General features: G+C 69.6%; 13 protein-coding genes. 10 read left to right on the forward strand and 3 right to left on the reverse strand.

Translation table 11 applies throughout. The features are described 5' to 3' along the window. The first annotated feature begins 9 nt into the window (after window positions 1-9). The gene (locus tag ACFORO_RS31920; RefSeq protein ID WP_354750795.1) at window positions 10-444 is read left to right on the forward strand and encodes a VOC family protein; all 435 of its coding nucleotides are present in this window, start codon (window positions 10-12) and stop codon (window positions 442-444) included. A 48-nt stretch (window positions 445-492) separates the two neighbouring features. On the opposite strand, the gene ACFORO_RS31925 is transcribed toward ACFORO_RS31920, so the two are convergent. Next, window positions 493-2,235, reverse strand: a complete 1,743-nt coding sequence (locus ACFORO_RS31925) for a putative Ig domain-containing protein (RefSeq protein ID WP_377872620.1) — start codon at window positions 2,233-2,235, stop codon at window positions 493-495. A gap of 171 nt (window positions 2,236-2,406) precedes the next feature. On the opposite strand from ACFORO_RS31925, the gene ACFORO_RS31930 reads away from it, so the two are divergent. Next, complete coding sequence (locus ACFORO_RS31930; RefSeq protein WP_377872619.1) at window positions 2,407-5,223, forward strand: ATP-binding protein; 2,817 nt, start codon at window positions 2,407-2,409, stop codon at window positions 5,221-5,223. 17 nt (window positions 5,224-5,240) lie between these two features. Here ACFORO_RS31930 and ACFORO_RS31935 read toward each other — a convergent pair whose 3' ends face one another. Both ACFORO_RS31935 and ACFORO_RS31940 read right to left on the reverse strand, forming a co-directional pair. Continuing rightward, the gene (locus ACFORO_RS31935; protein ID WP_377872617.1) at window positions 5,241-6,677 is read right to left on the reverse strand and encodes an aromatic amino acid ammonia-lyase; all 1,437 of its coding nucleotides are present in this window, start codon (window positions 6,675-6,677) and stop codon (window positions 5,241-5,243) included. A gap of 10 nt (window positions 6,678-6,687) precedes the next feature. Then, a complete protein-coding gene (locus ACFORO_RS31940; RefSeq protein ID WP_354750806.1) occupies window positions 6,688-6,990 on the reverse strand; it encodes an ArsR/SmtB family transcription factor in 303 nt (100 codons plus the stop codon). Window positions 6,991-7,159: 169 nt separating this feature from the next. Here ACFORO_RS31940 and ACFORO_RS31945 point away from each other — a divergent pair, with 169 nt between their 5' ends. From ACFORO_RS31945 to ACFORO_RS31980, 8 genes are all read left to right on the forward strand, one after another. Next, on the forward strand, window positions 7,160-8,386 hold the full coding sequence (locus tag ACFORO_RS31945) for a glycoside hydrolase family 18 protein (RefSeq protein WP_354750799.1): 1,227 nt from the start codon (window positions 7,160-7,162) through the stop codon (window positions 8,384-8,386). A 59-nt stretch (window positions 8,387-8,445) separates the two neighbouring features. Further along, window positions 8,446-9,111 carry a DUF2461 domain-containing protein gene (locus ACFORO_RS31950; RefSeq protein WP_377872615.1) on the forward strand — a complete coding sequence of 222 codons (666 nt, stop codon included), beginning with the start codon at window positions 8,446-8,448 and terminating at the stop codon, window positions 9,109-9,111. A gap of 157 nt (window positions 9,112-9,268) precedes the next feature. Beyond that, window positions 9,269-10,693, forward strand: coding sequence for a pyruvate kinase (pyk, locus tag ACFORO_RS31955; protein WP_354750801.1), 1,425 nt, complete (start codon window positions 9,269-9,271; stop codon window positions 10,691-10,693). A gap of 36 nt (window positions 10,694-10,729) precedes the next feature. Then, window positions 10,730-11,632 carry an acyl-CoA thioesterase II gene (gene tesB / locus ACFORO_RS31960; RefSeq protein WP_377872613.1) on the forward strand — a complete coding sequence of 301 codons (903 nt, stop codon included), beginning with the start codon at window positions 10,730-10,732 and terminating at the stop codon, window positions 11,630-11,632. 426 nt (window positions 11,633-12,058) lie between these two features. After that, window positions 12,059-12,958: a helix-turn-helix domain-containing protein gene (locus ACFORO_RS31965; protein WP_354750803.1), complete on the forward strand. Its 900-nt coding sequence runs from the start codon at window positions 12,059-12,061 to the stop codon at window positions 12,956-12,958. A gap of 13 nt (window positions 12,959-12,971) precedes the next feature. Beyond that, entirely contained in the window at window positions 12,972-13,169 is a 198-nt protein-coding gene (locus ACFORO_RS31970; RefSeq protein WP_037809881.1) for a DUF397 domain-containing protein, read from the forward strand. A gap of 185 nt (window positions 13,170-13,354) precedes the next feature. Continuing rightward, on the forward strand, window positions 13,355-13,561 hold the full coding sequence (locus tag ACFORO_RS31975) for a hypothetical protein (protein WP_354750804.1): 207 nt from the start codon (window positions 13,355-13,357) through the stop codon (window positions 13,559-13,561). Between the two features lie 443 nt (window positions 13,562-14,004). Beyond that, entirely contained in the window at window positions 14,005-17,016 is a 3,012-nt protein-coding gene (locus ACFORO_RS31980; RefSeq protein ID WP_377872611.1) for a helix-turn-helix transcriptional regulator, read from the forward strand. Window positions 17,017-17,292 lie beyond the last annotated feature (276 nt).

Raw genomic sequence — 17,292 nt, forward strand, 5'->3', positions numbered from 1 at the left:
GGTGAGCGCATGGGGTCGGTCAAGCAGTTCCAGGTCACTTTCGATTGCGCGGAACCCGTGCGGGTCGCCCGTTTCTGGTGCGAGGTGCTGGGGTACGTCGAGCCGCCACCGCCGAAAGGGTTCGCGGACTGGGCCGAGTTCGACCGCACCCAGCCGCCCGAGGAGCAGGGCTCGTGGGCGGCCTGCGTCGACCCGAACGGGGTCGGACCGCGGCTGTACTTCCAGCGCGTGCCCGAAGGCCGCGTGGTGAAGAACCGCGTGCACCTCGACGTGCGCGTGGGCACTGGCTTGGTGGGCGAGGAGCGGCTGGCGGCCCTGAAGGCCGAGGCCGAACGGCTGGTGGCGCTGGGCGCGTCCATCGTGCAGGTGCTGGAGTCGGACGGCGTGAACGAGTCCTGCATCCCGATGCAGGACGTCGAGGGCAACGAGTTCTGCGTGGACTGAGAAAAGCCGCCGTGCCGCGGGACCCGCGGCACGGCGGCTGTCGGATTCTCAGGAGACGGAAACGTGGGCCGGAGCGGTGAACGAGCCGCCCGACACCTGGTAGATCTGCGACACGGTGAGACTGCCGCCCGCCGGGATGGCGTTCTGGCCGGTGATCACGACGTGCCCGGTCGACCCGGACGCGGTGCCCGGGTTCGTGTTCGACAGCGACTCGTTCGAGGCCAGGTCGAACGCCAGCGTCCAGCCGTTCGCCGCCGACGCGCCGCCGTTGGTGATCGTGAAGTGCGCGAAGGCGCCGAACCCGTAGTCGTAGTCGGTGGTGAACTTCGCGGTCAGCTTGCCCGCCGGGGCCGTCGTGACGGTCCAGGTGAACGGAGCCTGCGCGGTCGCCCCGGCGGAATCGGTGGCGGTCACGGTGACCTTGCTGGTGCCTTCGGCGCTCGGCGTGCCGGTGATGGAGCCGGTCTTGCCGTCGATGGCCAGCCCGGCCGGGAGGCCGTCCGCCGAGTACGTGTAGGGCGAGGTGCCGCCGGAAGCGCTGACCTTCAGCGAAACCGCCTTGCCCACCACGCCGTTCTGGTTGCCCGGGTTGCTGACGCTCAGCTTGCCGTTGGTGCCGCCGCCCGGGGTGAGGCCGTTGACGCCGTGCGGGGTGCCGAGGCCGGTCGGGCCGTCCCAGCCGGTGCCCGCGTCGCAGATGACGGTGCCGCAGCTGCCGTTGCTGCCCGAGGTGACGTCGTTGAAGTCACCGGTGTGCGCGTACGGGTAGGTCGCGGCGTTGTCGCCGTCCTTCGGCGTTCCGGCGAGCGCCCAGATGCCGGCGACGATCGGGGTGGCGAGGCTGGTGCCGCCGTACTGCGACTGCTGGCCGTTGACGTAGATCGTGATGCCGCTGTTGGGATCCGCGTCGGCTGAAATGTCCGAAGTGGCCCGATTGTCGCACGCGGTGCTGATCCCGTTCTGGAACGCGGGCTTGCTGAACTTGCTCGAACAGCCGCTGCCCGCCTTGTTCCAGGCGGTTTCGGTGTAGCCGCCGCCGGACGCGGTCAGCGTGGTGCCGCCGACCGCCACCACCTCGGGCGAGGTGGCCGGGTATTCGGCCTGCGCGCCGCTTTCGCTGCCCCAGTCGCCGGTGGCGCCGAGGATGGCGACGCCAGGGTGGTTGTAGTGCTGCTCGGCGTCCGAGGGGATCGCGCTTTCGTGGTCGGCGTAGCTGTTGGACACGATCTTCGCGCCGAGCCGGACCGCGCTGTCGACGGCCGCCGCGAGGTCGCTGTCCTCGTTGCTGTTGCCTTCCACCAGCAGGATCTTGCAATCCGGGCAGAGTGCGCTGACCGCGTCGACGTCGATGGCCATCTCGGTCGCCCAGCCCGAGTCGGTCTTGGACGGCAGCGTGCTCGTGCCGTCCTGGCCGACGACGGTCAGGCAGCCGTTCGCCTTGGTGCAGGAGCCGAGGTTCCAGTGCGACCGGAAGTCGTTCAGGTCCTTCTCGATGCCGGGGTCGTCGAAGGCGTCGACGATCGCGACGGTGGTTCCGCCGCTCTTCAGCCCGGCGACGCCGTAGGCGTTCTGCAGATCGGTCGGGCTCATCGCGCTGGCCGGACGGGCACCTGCCGAAACCAGTTGCACCGCCTGGCATTTCGCGTAGCCCTCGGGGGCGCTGGCGCACGACGCCGGGCTCAGCCGCGGGCTGGCGTCGGCGGCCGGGGTGAACGTCGCCGCCACGCCTGCTCCCAGCGCGAGCGCCGCACCGGCGGCGGCCAGCCGTCTCAAGGTCGTTCCTGCACGCATCATCGCGTCCTTCCTGGTACGCCGCTGCCCGGAAGACGGGCGAAAAGCGGTGCCGCCATTGGATTTCACCGAGGCGGTGCGGAACCAGGAACAACCGGCACAACCGGCTGTTGTGCCGGGAGGAGGAACCCGACCTTCGGAGGATGTTCGCCGGTCCCGGGGCGAGCGACCATGGAGCGGCGGGAGGTGCGGGACATGCCGGACGGCGCGACGGAAACGTTCGACCGGACGCTGGTCCGGTTGCGCCGGGCGGCCGGGCTGACGCAGGAACAACTGGCGCAGCGCTGCGGGCTGAGCACCCGCGGCGTCGGGAATCTCGAACGCGGGCAGCGGCATCCGCGGCGGGTCACTGTGCAACTCCTCGCCGACGGTCTCGCGCTGCCCGCGGACGGCCGTGCCGAACTCCTCGCGGCCGCCCGGCGCGGCAGGCAGCGTCCGCCGGACACTCCGGTCCCGCCGCCTCGTCCGGCACCGGATCTCATCGGCCGCGTCGAGGAACACGCCTTGCTGGACAAGCACATTTCCGGCACGGGCAAGCCGTTCCTGGTCTTCGCCGGGCAGACCGGCATCGGCAAGACCCGGCTGCTGACTGAAGCCGCGACGCTGGCCGAAACCCGGGGCACGGTGGTGCTTTCGACGGCGTGTTCCCGGCACGGCGGGGAGCCGTACGCGCCGCTCTCCGAAGCCTTCGCCCGGCACGCGTCCGAGCACCCCGCCGGACCCGGCTTGGCGTTCCTGCTGCCCGAACAACGCACCGCCGAACCGGCCCCGCCCCGCTGGCTGATGTTCGCCGAGGCCGCGCGGTTTCTCGACACGCTCGCGCGCCGGCATGGCGTGCTCGTGATCCTGGACGACCTCCAATGGGCCGGTCCGGACGGCCTCGCGCTGCTGGCTTCGCTGGTTCAGGACGTCCGGCCGGATCGGGTCCGTTTCCTCGCCGCCTACCGCGACACCGAGATCGCCGCGGCTGAGCCGTTGGCCGACACCCTGCTCGAGTTGTACCGGAAAGGCTTGCTGACACAGCATTCCCTTGCTCCGCTGGCGGACGACGACGCGACGATGCTGTTGCACCACAGCGCCGGGACCGAGGTGGGGCAGTCCGCTCGCGAACGGGTGCTCCGGCTGGCTGGCGGTCTCCCGTTGTTCCTGGTCCACCTGGGCCACGTACTGGGCAGATCCGGCAAACCGCCCGCGGAACTGCCGTGGGGACTTGCCCACGCGGTGCGGCGGCAGCTCGGTTCGCTGCCCGAACGGACGGCCGAAGTCCTGACGCTGCTGGCGGTCGGACAGCAGCGGATGGACCCGGACGTCCTCGCCGCCGCTGCCGGGCTGGATCCCGCGGAGCTGTCCGAAGTCCTGGCGCCCGCGCACACCGCGCGGCTGCTCGACGAAAACGCCGAAGGCGTCCGGCTGACCCACGAACTGGTCGCCGAGGTGATGAACGGAGACCTGCCGCCAAGCCGTCGGCATGTGCTGCACCGCAGACTGGCCGAAGCACTGGGCGGCGCGGCGGCGGCGTACCACTACACGCACGCACAGGACACCGAACGGGCCGCGCAAACCTTGCGGCACGCCGCGGAAAAAGCCAGCAGACAAGCCGCCCACGACACGGCCGCCCAGCACCTGGGCGCGCTGGTCGATCTGCTGGACCGCACCGGTTCGCAGGCCGCTGTCGCCGAAGCCGCCGAAGCCTGGGCGGACGCACTCGCCGCCGCTGGCCGTTACGACGCCGCGCTCGCCGCCGCCGAACGCGCGCTTTTGGTGTACCGCAAGGAAGGCGACGAGGAACGGCAACGCCTGGTGATCGCCCGGATCGGCTACCTGCACTACCAACGCGGCACCCCGCGCGAGGGACTGGCGCGGATCGCGCCGACGCTGACCGAAGACCGCCCCGGCGGATCAGCCGTCCGGCTGCGGCTGGCTCGCGCCGCCAATCTCTACCAGAGCACGCGCTATCGAGAGTCCGTCGAGGTGTCCACCGCCGCGATCGTTGCCGCAGAAGCGGCAGGGGACGAGCACGGCCTCTCGGGCGGACACCTGCGCCGGGGCTTGGCATTGCGGCTGCTGGGCCGCAACGAAGAAGCGCTGACTGATCTGCACACCGCCGCTGCCACCGCGGAACTGTGCGGCGACCGGGAGATCGTGGTCCGCGCGCTGACCGGCGTCGCCGTGCTGCACCACTACCGCGGCGAGTTGGCCCGGGCCGACCGGCAGTTCGAGCGAATCCTCTTGCTGGCTGAGGAGCTAGGCGACCGGGAACTGCTCAGCCGAGCCGTCTGCAACCTCGGCGCGAGCGCGGTCTACGTCGGCCGCTGGGGCGACGCTTCGCGGCGGTTCAGCCAGGCGCTGGAACTCGCGGGACACGGCAGGTCGCCCATGTGCGGCGCGATGGCCCTCATCGGCCGGGGTGCGTTGTGGTCAGCCTGCGGCCGCTTCGGCGCGGCAGCCGACGATCTGACTCAAGTGCTTCGGCTGGGGCGGGAAAGCGACAATGCCGACATCATCTGCAACGCGTCCGCTCAGCTGGCGGAGAACGACGTGCGGGCTGGGCGTCCTGAGCGAGGAGTGCGCCGGTTGCTGCCGTTGCTCGCGATGCAGGGGGAGCGGAGCTGGCAGATGACCGACGCACTGCCTTTCCTCGCCGAGGCGCAACTGGCGGCTGGAGATCCGGTTGCGGCTGGGGAGACTGCGGCGGAGGCTGTCGCTTGTACTGAGCACATTGATCATATCCTTGCCCGCACGGATGCGTTTCGGGTACAGGGTCTTGCCGCGTTGCGCCGCGGATCCTTTGTCTTCGCAGAGGAAAGCCTCGGAGAAGCACACGTGCTGGCAAAAAGGATGACTTCACCGTACTTGCTCGCTCGGGTTCACGCGGCGCACGCCGGTTTGCTGGAGCGGCGCGGCGATAGCGTTGCTGCGGCTCGGGATCGAGCGCACGCGGAGGAACTGTTCGCGGCTTTGCGGCGGGACGTGCTGGCCGGGGACTGAGTGTCCACTGTGGTCAGTCAGATCCGCGCCAGCTCGTCCAAAACCCCAGCCGCTTTCGCGATGTCCTCAGTCAACGGCCGATCCTCCAGCCGCTCATCCAACACTCCCACCGCAGCCGCGAAAGCCGCTCGGACCGGCAGATCCACCAGCTCAGCCTTCCGGATCCGCAACGCCCGCACCGCAGCAACCAGCTCACAAGCCAGCACCTGCCGATAAGCAGCTGCAGCCGCCGTAGCAGCCCGCGCGGCCTGGGTCGAAAAACTCGCGTGATCCTCAATCCCGCGCGAAACCACAGCAGTCCCCAGCGTCGCAGGCAAGGCCGCCTGCCGTAGTTCGGTGAGCGCGTCGTGCGCCACATACTCCAGAATCATCACCCCGGAACTCCCCGGCGGCCCGACCGCGAGAAACGGCCGCAAGCCAGTGAATTCCGGTTCCACGAGATCACCCAACCGAGCCACGGACAGCTCCGCCACCTGATGCACAGTCGCGCGGGCTTGATCGAGCGCAGTCGAGACGTAAGCGGTGTGGAAGTGCGCATGGTGGTAAGCATCGCCGTGCACCGTAGAGATCATCGGATTTTCCGTGCTGGCATTGATCTCCACGGCAAGCACATCCCGCAGATAGTGGATAGCGTCCAAAGCGGGACCCTGCACCTGAGGAAAAGCCCGCAACCCGAAGGGATCCTGAAGCCGACGCCCTGGCTTAGGCGTGCCGTGCATGCCCAACAGCCGACGCATCTCAGCCGCGCACGCCACCTGCCCCGCGTGCGGACGTGCTTCGTGCACAGGCGTCGCGTACGCCTCGGGGTTGCCGTCGAGAGCCACGTACGTGAGGGCTGCGACGGCGTGGCTCGCGCGGGTGAGCGTGTCCAGGCTCATCGCGGCGAGAGTCGCTTCGGCGAGCGTCGCGGCGTTGCTGCTCATGAACGCCAACGCATCGCCCGCGTGCACCGGAACCGGTGGCACCGCGCCGATCGCCCAATCGCGTTCACCGGCCAACGCGAGCGCGGTTTCCGCGAGCGGGGCGAGGTCGCCGGTGCCGATCGCGCCCAGTCGGTGCACTACCGGCAGCGCACCAGTGCGGACGGCTTCGGAGAGCGCATTGATCAGCTCCGGGCTGATTCCGGACCCGCCGGTCAGCAGCTGGTTGAGCCGGATCAGCAGCATCGCGCGGATCTGGCCGTCCGGCAGCAGGTCGCCGCTGCCGCCGGCGTGGCTGCGCAGCAACCGGAGGCCGTGCTCGGCGGGTTCGTCCACTGCGTCGTCCTTGTTCGCGCCGACGCCGGTGGTGCGGCCGTAGACCACTCGCCGGGTGCTCAGGTCCTCGGCCAGCTTCCACGAATGCTCGGCGGCGCGCATCGCGGCGATGGACACGTCGATCGCCAGCGGGCCTTCGGTGTGCGCCGCCGCGACCACGTCGGCGCACCGCAGGGTCCGGCCGTCCACTCGGATCACGGGGTGCTCCTCACTCGGTTTCGTCCAGCCGCTGTTCGAGCGCGTCGAGCCGGTCCGCCCAGAACTGCCGGTAGGGCGCGAGCCACGCGTCCACTTCGGCCAGCGGTTCGGCGCGCAGCCGGTAGCAGCGGCGCTGCGCGGACACCCGCACGGTCACCAGCCCCGCCTCGCGCAGCACGCGCAGGTGCTTGGACACGGCGGGCTGGCTGAGCCGCAGTTCGGCCACCAGCTCGCCGACCGACCGCTCGCCCTGCAGCAGCAGGTCCAGCAGCGCGCGGCGGCGGGGTTCGGCCAGCACGTCGAAGGTCTGCATCACCCCGGAAATCTGCCTCGCGGGGCATATGCCTGTCAAGGAATGCGAGTACCGCCGAATGTCCGTTTTATGGTCTAAACCATTGACCTGGTGGTCTAGTCCACTTACGGTGCATTCGTCCCCACCGTTACCGCTTCGTCACCGACGGTGACTCCTGAAGGGAGCAACGATGCTTCGCTTGCGCAGAAAACGCCTGCTGGCACTGGCCGGCCTGGCGACCGCGGCGTTCGCCGCCGCGGCCGCGCTCGTCCCCGCCGCTTCGACGGCCGCGCCCGCGAGAACCGAGGCCGCGGCCGGGAAAGTGGTCGGCTACTTCACCGACTGGGGCATCTACGACCGCAACTACCACGTGAAGAACATCGAGACGTCCGGCTCGGCGAACAAGCTCACGCACATCAACTTCGCCTTCGGCAACGTCACCGGCGGCGGCTGCGCGATCGGCGACGCGTGGGCCGACTACCAGAAGACCTACGACGCGGCGGGCAGCGTCGACGGCGTCGCCGACACCTGGGACCAGCCGCTCGCGGGCAGTTTCAACCAGCTCAAGAAGCTGAAGGCCAAGCACCCCGGGCTGAAGATCATCTGGTCGTTCGGCGGCTGGACCTGGTCCGGCGGCTTCGGGCAGGCCGCGAAGAACCCGGAAGCCTTCGCCAACTCCTGCTACAACCTCGTCAACGACAAGCGCTGGGCCGGGCTTTTCGACGGCATCGACCTCGACTGGGAGTACCCGAACGCGTGCGGCCTCACCTGTGACACCAGCGGTCCCGACGCGCTGAAGAAGCTGCTCGCGGCTGTGCGAGGCAAGTTCGGCTCGTCGAAGCTCGTCACCGCCGCGATCACCGCGGACGGCAGCAACGGCGGCAAGCTCGACGCGACCGATTACGCGGGCGCCGCGCAGTATGTCGACTGGTACAACGTGATGACGTACGACTTCTTCGGCGGCTGGGCCGCGCAGGGACCGACCGCGCCGCACTCGCCGCTCACGTCGTACAACGGCCTGCCGACGCAGGGCTTCTACTCGGACGCGGCCATCCAGAAGCTCAAGACCAAGGGCGTCCCGTCCTCGAAACTGTTGCTGGGCATCGGGTTCTACGGCCGCGGCTGGACCGGCGTCACGCAGAGCGCGCCGGGCGGCACCGCGACCGGACCGGCTCCGGGCAAGTACGAGCAGGGCATCGAGGACTACAAGATCCTCAAGACGAGCTGCCCGGCGACCGGAACCGTCGCGGGCACCGCGTACGCCAAGTGCGGTTCGAACTGGTGGAGCTACGACACCCCGTCGACCATCGCGGGCAAGACGTCGTACGCGCGGTCGCAGGGCCTCGGCGGCACCTTCTTCTGGGAGCTGTCCGGCGACACCTCGAACGGCGAGCTGATCACGGCACTCGCCAAGTAACCCCGCCCGATGCGGCCGGGGCGCCGATTCTGTCGGCGCCCCGGTTTATCGTGCTGCGGGTGAAGTTCAGCGGATTCGGGGAGCACGCCGTCGAGTTCTACGACGGGCTGCTCGCGGACAACACCAAGGCCTATTGGGACGACAACGTGGCGGTCTACAAGGAGCACGTGCGGGCTCCGATGGAGGCGCTGCTGGCCGAGCTGGAGCCCGAGTTCGGCGCGGGGTTCGGCGAGGCGAAGGTGTTCCGGCCCTATCGCGACGTCCGCTTCGCCAAGGACAAGACGCCGTACAAGACGCACTGCGGCGGGGTGATCGAGTCCGGCCGCGGCGGGGGAGCGTATTACGTCGAGGTCGGCCCGGTCGGGCTGCGCGTCGGCGGCGGCTGCTTCCACCTGGCCTCGGACCAGCTGGCCCGGTACCGCACGGCCGTCGACACCGAACTGCACGGGCCCGCGCTGGAGAAAATCCTGGCGGGCCTGCGCAAGGCGGGCTGGGAAATTCTCGGCGACCGGCTGAAGTCCAAACCGCGCGGGTTCGCCGAGGACCATCCGCGCCTCGACCTGCTGCGGCACCGTTCCGTGTACGCCGTCCGCGTCTGGGAGCCCGACGACTACCTGCACGAGCGCGAGACCTTCGACCGGGTGCGGAAATCGTGGCGTCAGCTGCGGAAATTCAACGAATGGGCACGCGACCACGTGGGTCCGAGCGAGAAACCGCGGCGCTGAGCCCGGCCTCCCCCGTCCGGGTGATTCCGGGCGCCCGGGTGCGGCGCGGTCGCCCAGCGCACGCCGGTGCCCGGAACTGAATCCTTCCCGCGTTCCGGGGCCGGAACTTCGGGATCGGTACAGACGGGAGCGGCCCGAGCGACTAGGCTCTCCGGACGTGAGCCGACGCGCGAAGATCGTTTGTACATTGGGTCCCGCGACCTCCACGCCGGAGAAGATGCGGGCACTCGTCGACGCCGGGATGGACGTCGCGAGGATGAACTTCAGCCACGGCAGCCACAGCGACCACAAGCAGGTCTACGACCTGGTCCGGTCCGCGGCCGCCGAAAGTGGCCGGGCGGTGGGGATCCTCGCCGACCTGCAAGGACCGAAGATCCGGCTGGGCACCTTCGCCAGCGGATCGGCGGAATGGCACACCGGGGACGTCGTCCGGATCACCGTCGAGGACGTCGCCGGCACCCACGACCGGGTTTCGACCACCTACAAGGGACTCGCCCGCGACGCCAAGCCGGGCGACCGGCTGCTGGTCGACGACGGCAAGGTCGGCCTGGTGGTCAAGGACGTCGAGGGCCCGGACGTCGTGTGCGAGGTGACCGAGGGCGGCCCGGTCAGCAACAACAAGGGCGTGTCGCTGCCCGGGATGGACGTCTCGGTGCCCGCGCTGTCCGAGAAGGACATCGAGGACCTGGAGTTCGCGCTGCACCTCGGCGTCGACTTCATCGCGCTGTCCTTCGTGCGCTCGCCCGCCGACATCGACCTCGTGCACCAGGTCATGGACCGCGTGGGCAAGGGACGCCTCCCGGTCGTCGCGAAGATCGAGAAGCCCGAGGCGGTCTACAACCTCGAGGCCATCGTGCTGGCCTTCGACGCGGTGATGGTCGCCCGCGGCGACCTCGGCGTCGAGCTGCCGCTCGAGCAGGTCCCGCTGGTGCAGAAGCGCGCCATCCAGATCTGCCGCGAGAACGCGAAGCCGGTCATCGTCGCCACGCAGATGCTGGAATCGATGATCAACAACTCCCGCCCGACCCGCGCCGAGGCGTCCGACGTCGCGAACGCGGTCCTCGACGGCGCGGACGCGGTGATGCTGTCCGGCGAGACGAGCGTCGGCCGCTACCCGATCGAAACGGTCCAGACGATGGGCCGGATCGTCGAGGCCGTCGAGACGGATTCGCCGGTCGTGCCGCCGCTGTCGCACGTGCCGCGCACCAAGCGGGGCGTGATCTCCTACGCCGCCCGCGACATCGGCGAGCGGCTCAACGCCAAGGCGCTGGTCGCGTTCACGCAGTCCGGCGACACCGTGCGCCGCCTCGCGCGGCTGCACACGCGGCTGCCGCTGATGGCGTTCACGCCGGAGCAGAGCGTCCGCAGCCAGCTGGCGCTCACCTGGGGCACCACGACGCAGATCGTGCCGCGGGTGGACTCCACCGACCAGATGATCCAGCAGGTCGACCACGCGATGCTCGAAATGGGCAAGTACCAGCGCGGCGACCTCGTGGTGATCGTCGCGGGCTCCCCGCCCGGGACCGTCGGGTCGACGAACCTGATCCACGTCCACCGGCTCGGTGAAGACGACCACGCATAAGGGACGTGCGGAACCCTTCCCGCATAGTGTTCCGGCATGACTGAGATGGCCAGGGAAGCCGCCACCGGACTCGACGCGAGCACCGGTGGCGGCGGGCAGCCGGTGCTGGACAAGCTCGTCGCGCTGCTGGACCTGGAGAAGATCGAAGAGAACATCTACCGTGGCGTCTCGCCCGCGCACTCGCCGGTGCGCGTGTTCGGCGGGCAGGTCGCCGGGCAGGCGCTCGTCGCGGCGGGCCGGACCGTTCCGGAGGAGCGGCGGGTCCATTCGCTGCACGCGTACTTCATCCGCGGCGGCGACCCGAGCGTCCCGATCGTGTACGAGGTGGACCGCATCCGCGACGGCCGCTCGTTCACCACCCGGCGCGTGGTCGCGGTCCAGCACGGCAAGGCGATTTTCTCGCTGTCCGCGTCGTTCCAGAAGGACGAGCCGGGCATCGACCACGCCGAGCCGATGCCGGCGGACGTGCCCGCCCCGGAGACGCTGCCGACCTTCCCCGAGCTGACCGCGGGCTATGGCCTGCGCTTCAGCGAGGTCCCGCGGCCGATCGACATCCGCTACGTCGGCGAGCCGCCATGGGTCACCCGCACCACCGGCGAACGCCCGACGCACCACCGGGTCTGGATGCGCGCCGACGGAACCCTGGCCGACAACCAGCTGCTGCACGTCTGCGTGCTCGCTTACGCCTCGGACATGACACTGCTCGACTCGGTGCTCGCGCGGCACGGCGTGTACTGGGACGTCGACAAGGTGCTCGGCGCGAGCCTCGACCACGCCTTGTGGTTCCACCGTCCGTTCCGGGCGGACGAGTGGTTCCTTTACGACAGCACCTCGCCGAGCGCCTCGGGCGCGCGCGGGCTGGCCACCGGACGGTTCTTCACCCGCGACGGCCTGCACGTCGCGACCGTGGTCCAAGAAGGACTGCTGCGGGTCCGATAAGGACATCCGGCCCGTCGATGACCACTCAGAGTGGCTGTCTGCAGAGGAAAACACCGAAAACTGTCGTGCGGGCAACGCGAAATTGCGCGGGAAACACGTTTGGGTAATACCTGTGCGGCGAAGGAAGGTGCCCGGGACCGGTCGGGGGTCGGCCCCGGACACCACGTCATCCGGTTTTCGCGGTAGCCGCGAATGGCCCCGGACGGCCGTCGTCTACGCTGCTCAGGGCTGTCGGCGCGACTGGATTCGCGTCTCGGCCCGCAGGATGCCAGAGTACAAGCGCACTCTGCACAATGCAGGTCGGAACCAGGTGTCGGCATCTCCCGGAGCGACGGCGGGAATTCCCCGATGTGATTACTCCACTGACAAGTCGATCACCTGGTTAGATATGCGGTGCGGGAACAAATACGGACCGGAGGTGCTGCCGTGGCGAGAGGCCAGGGACCGACCGTTCGCCGCCGGCGCCTCGCGAGCGAGCTGCGGAGGCTGCGCGAAGCCGCCGATCTCACCATCGACGAGGTCGGCGAGAAGCTGGAGTGCTCGGCGTCCAAGGTGAGCCGCATCGAGACCGGCCACGTCGGCGTCACCCCGCGCGACGCGAGGGACATGCTCGCGCTGTACGGCATCACCGGCGACGAGCAGGAGGCGCTCGTCCAGCTCGCGCGCGAAGCGCGCAAACGCGGCTGGTGGCACGCCTACAACGAAGTCTTCACCGGCACCTTCGTCGGCCTCGAAGCCGACGCGAGTTCGCTGCGCGCGTTCCAGGCGCTGCTGGTTCCGGGGCTGCTGCAGACCGAGCGCTACGCGTTCTCGGTGATCCGCGCGCTGCGCCCGGACGCCGAGGAGTCCGAGACCCGCCGCCGGGTCGCCGCGCGGATGGCGCGCCAGCAGCTGCTGACCGACGACCCGCCGGTCGAGTACTGGGCGGTGATCGACGAGGCGGTGCTGCACCGTGTCGTCGACAGCGCCGAGGTGATGGCCGAACAGCTGTACCGGATGAGCGCGATGGCCGAGAAGCCGAACGTGACCGTCCAGGTGGTGCCGTTCGGAGCCGGGGCGCACCCCGGCATGGAGGGACCGTTCCTCATCATGGGCTTCCCCGAGCAGGCCGATCCCGACGTGGTCTACGTCGACGACAGCACTTCCAGCGGCCTGTACCTCGAACAGCCCGACGACGTCCGGCGCTACGCGCTGATGTTCGACCACCTGCGCGCAGCAGCGCTGAAACCGGACGATTCGGTGGCTCTGATCACCGACGCGGCCGGCCGGTTCGCCGAACAGGCCGCCGTGGTTCAGGAACCGAGGAACACCAACCCGAGACAGTGAGGATGTGGGGACCATGATGGCCGACCTTTCCGGTGCCCAGTGGCGCAAGAGCAGCTACAGCGGCGGCGGCAACGACTGCGTCGAGGTCGCCTTCGTCGCGGGCGGAGCCGCGGTGCGCGACTCCAAAGACCCGGAAGGCGGAGCGTTCCGCCTGCCCGCCGCCGGCTGGCAGGCGCTGCTGGACGCGGTGCGCGGCCAGGGACAGGCTTGACCCGTTCGCCCGGCTGATCGCCGCACTAAGACCCCTTACCCCGCTCGACCTGGACTTCCTTAGGCGAGAGCGCGGGTAAGGGGTCTTTTCGCGTCCGGGTGTAGGCGATCACCTGATGTCCGGGGCGGGCCCTCAGCACGAAAGTGGTCTTCGTCAAGGAACCACGAACCGCTGGGGAGAATCCGATGAGCGACTACAACTGGGACGCCACCCGCGCCGAGGTGGACTACCGGATGGCCGAACTGCGCCGCGCCGCCCGCCAGGCGCGCATGAGCCGCGGCAACCGCGTGGTCCGCTGGGTGCGCGCACACCGCGTCACGAACGTCGAGGTGCCCCGCCAGCAAAGGCGGACGGCGACGGTACCGGAGGCCCGGGCGCGACATAGCGCATGAGCCCCGGACCCGGGTCGGGGACGGTAAGGGGGTCGGGCGGGGCGGCGGGCCGGAACACGGTTTCCGGGCGGCCGCTCCGCCCGCCGGATCCGGTCTCGCTGTGCCGCCCGGCGCCGCTGCTTTGCCCGCCGGACGCACCCCGTCCGCGACGCCCGCCTGGAGAAGCTCCCGCAGAGGTCCGTGAAGGGAACCCTGCGGGAATCAGAGTCCCTCAGGATTCCCCTCACGGACCTCTCCCAAGCACCGTCGCGAGCTAAGCGGCGGCCCGCTTCACCCGGAAACTTGCCGCGGCCCGCGCGCCGATCGGTCCCCGGAGCACCGGCCGGACCGGTTCCGAAGAGACGCGGCGGGCCGCCCTTCGTCCGCCGATCGGACGGAGATCACTGGCCGAACCGGCCGCCACGAGGAAATCCATGTCGGAACTGTCGGGGGTGTAGGTGAGAATGCATCTCGTGCCTCGTCTCGGTTCCGGTATTCCGCTCGTCGCCCGCACGCAAGAGATGCGGCGGCTGCGAGCGGCCTTCGCGCGCGCAGAACGCGGAGAAGCAGGTGCGGTGCTCATCGCGGGCGACGCCGGGGTCGGCAAAACCCGCCTGCTCACCGCGCTCGGGGAGCACGTCGCCGGCTGCGGCGGGCTCGTGCTCACCGGCCGCTGCATCGACGTGCGCGACGGCGGTCTGCCTTATCTGCCGTTCGCCGAGGCGCTGGCTCCGCTGGGCTCGTCGGCCGATCCCGCGGTTTCGGCGGCGGTGCGGGCGCGGTCCGCGCTGGGGATGCTGCTGCCCCAAGGCGGCGATCCGCAGCCCGCGGCCACCGGCGACCACGGGCAGGTGTCCGAAGGGGAGCGCGAGGGCGTCCGCCGGGTGCGGCCTGAGCAGGACCTGGGTCAGCTCCAGCTGTTCGACGCGGTACTGGGGGTGCTGACCGAGGTCGGCCAGGAGCAGCCGGTGGTCGTCCTGCTCGAAGACCTGCACTGGGCGGATTCCTCCACCCGGAACCTGCTGTCCTTCCTGCTCAGCCGCCTGCGCGCGCAGCGGCTGCTGGTCGTCGGCAGCTATCGCGAGGAGGACGTCCACCGCAGGCATCCGCTGCGCGGTCTGCTGTCCGAACTGGTCCGGCTGAACACCGTCGAACAGGTTGCACTGGCTCCGTTCGGCCCGGCCGACGCGCGCGCGTTCGTCGCGGCGCTCGCCGAAGAACCGCTGTCGCCGGACGTGGTTGCGGACATCGCCGAACGGTCCGAGGGCAACCCGTTCTTTGTCGAGGAACTCCTTGCCACGGGAGCGGACTGCCAAGATCTCCCCGCCGGGCTCGCCGAAGTCCTCCTCGCCCGGCTGGAACGTTTCCCCGCCGAGACGCGCCGGGTTCTCCGGGTCATCTCGGTCGCCAACGAATCGGTCTCGCACGCCGCCCTCGCGCAAGTCGCGGGCATCGGGGACCTGGAGCTGGACGAGGCGCTGCGGGAAGCCGTGCAGCACCACGTCCTTGTCATCGAGGACGGTTTCTACACTTTCCGCCACGCTTTGCTGCAGGAAGCGGTCTACGCGGACCTGCTTCCCGGCGAGCGCACGCGGATGCACGCCGGATACGCGGCGCGGATCAAGTCGATGCCGCAGGGCCGCGGCCACGACGCGAAGCTGGCCTTCCACAGCCTGGAAAGCCGGGACTTCGACACTGCCCTGTCCGCGTTGCTCCGCGCCGCCGACGAAGCGGAAAAGCTCGGCGCGCCCGGTGCGGCGCTGCGGCACATCGAGCAAGCACAGTCCATTTGGGACGCCGTGGCTCCGGAAAACCGTCCCGACGGCGTCAACGAGTTGAAGCTGCTCAGCGAGGCCTCGTACTTCGCTGGCACTTCCGGCGAGCCGGAGCGTGCGGTGGCGTACGCGCGGTCAGCTACCGAAGCCCTCAAACCGGACGCGTCGCCTGAGCATGCGGCGAAGGTCTGGCGTCGGCTGGCCGAAACGCTGCTCACGCTGGAAGGCACGTTCGACGAGGCGGTCCGCGCGATCGAGCGGGCTTGGGAGCTGGTCGCCGAGCGGGAACCCAGCGGTGCACGCGCGTGGGTGCTGGCTTCCCGTGCTGGGTTCCAGCGGCTGCGAGACCAGCACGCCGAGGCGTTGGCCAGTGCGCATACCGCGGTTGCCGACGCGCGAGCCGTTGGCGCGGTCGGGGCTGAGGCGTCGGCGCTCGTCACGCTCGGCACGTTGGCCGATAGCGCGGGCGACGCTGGCGAGGCCCGCGAACGCCTGCGGGAAGCCGAACAGAAGGCGCACGACGCGGGTGCGTTGAACGTCGAGATTCGCGCGATGTACTTCCTCGCCCTCAGCTACGACGATCAGGCCGAGATGGACCTGGCGCTTGCGCATGCCGCACGCGGCGTCGCGCGGGCTGAGGAAACCGGACTTACCTGGAGTACGTACGGGTTGGAGTTGCGGGCCCGGTTGCTCTACTTGCGTTACCTCAGCGGGGATTGGCCGAAGGAGGACGCCGCCGGGCGCGCGCGCCGAGGCGTGTCCAGTGCGGTCGCTGCTCGGATCTTGGCCAATTGGGTGCTGTTCCTGGTGGGGCGCGGGCGGTTCGCGGACGCGGCCAAGGCGTTGCCCGGGCTTCGGCAGCAGTGGATGGCGGATCTGCAGATCGCGATGGCGGCCGGGGACGCCGCGATTGAGCTGGCCGCTTGGCGCGGAGAGCATTCCGAGGCGTTGCGGATCACTGACGAGTTGGTGTTGTGGCTGGAGAAGGCCGAGTCCGCGCTGTTGGGCGGGATTCGGATCGTGGCGTTGGCGATTCCGTCCGCCGCCGCGTTGGCTGCTGAGGCCCGGGCCAAGGGGGATCAGGCCGCGGCGGACGGTTTCGTGGCTGTCGGGCGGCGGCTTGTGGCGCATGGGCGGCGGTGTGCTGCCGAGGGGCATCCGCGTTCCGGGACTATGGGGCCGGAGGGGCGGGCTTGGCTGGCGCGGATGGAAGCCGCCGCGTCTGCGTTGGAGGGGCCCGCGGATCCGGATCTTTGGGCGGAAGCGGCTGAGGCCTTTTCGTACGGGGCGGTTTACGAGCAGGCGGTTTGTCGGTGGCGGCAAGGGGAGGCGTTGCTGGCTGCCGGACGGGCTGGGGCGGCCGAGGCGTTGGAGGCTGCGCATTCGGTCGCGGTGAAGCTGGATGCTGTTCCGTTGCGGGATGCGGTTCGGGAATTGGCGCATCGGGCCCGGGTGGAGTTGTCCGGTGTCGAGGCTGTGCCTGCCCGACCGCAGCTGAACCCCTTGACCGATCGGGAGCGAGACGTGCTGGAGCGGGTTGCGCTGGGGCGGACTAATCGGCAGGTGGGGGAGGAGCTGTACATCTCCGAGAAGACGGTGAGCGTGCATTTGTCTCGGGTGATGGCGAAGTTGGGGGCTAGTCGGCGGGCTGAGGCTGTCGCTATTGCTTATGACCGGGGGTTGCTTACCGTTCCTGAGTGAGGTGGGTGGCTCGTCGCCTGGCGGCGACATCGGCCTTGGCGTGCGTGGGGCACCCCGAAGCTTGATTGTGCTGACGGTCTGGGGGTGCTTGTCAAGGCGGGAAAGATGCCTTGACAAGCACCCCCAGACCGCAGGGACGCTTCGTATCGGGGTGCGGGGGTGGGGCTGGGTGCCTCGATCGTTGGGTGCGTCGGCTGCGGTTTCGGGTTGGGGCTAGCGCCACATTGAGGTTTTCTCAGTAGGGCTGGGCGGGGTGCGTGTCGTCGGGGGATGAGG

It is taken from the genome of Amycolatopsis halotolerans (assembly GCF_042647905.1).
In the GTDB taxonomy this organism is placed as follows: Bacteria; Actinomycetota; Actinomycetes; order Mycobacteriales; family Pseudonocardiaceae; genus Amycolatopsis; species Amycolatopsis halotolerans.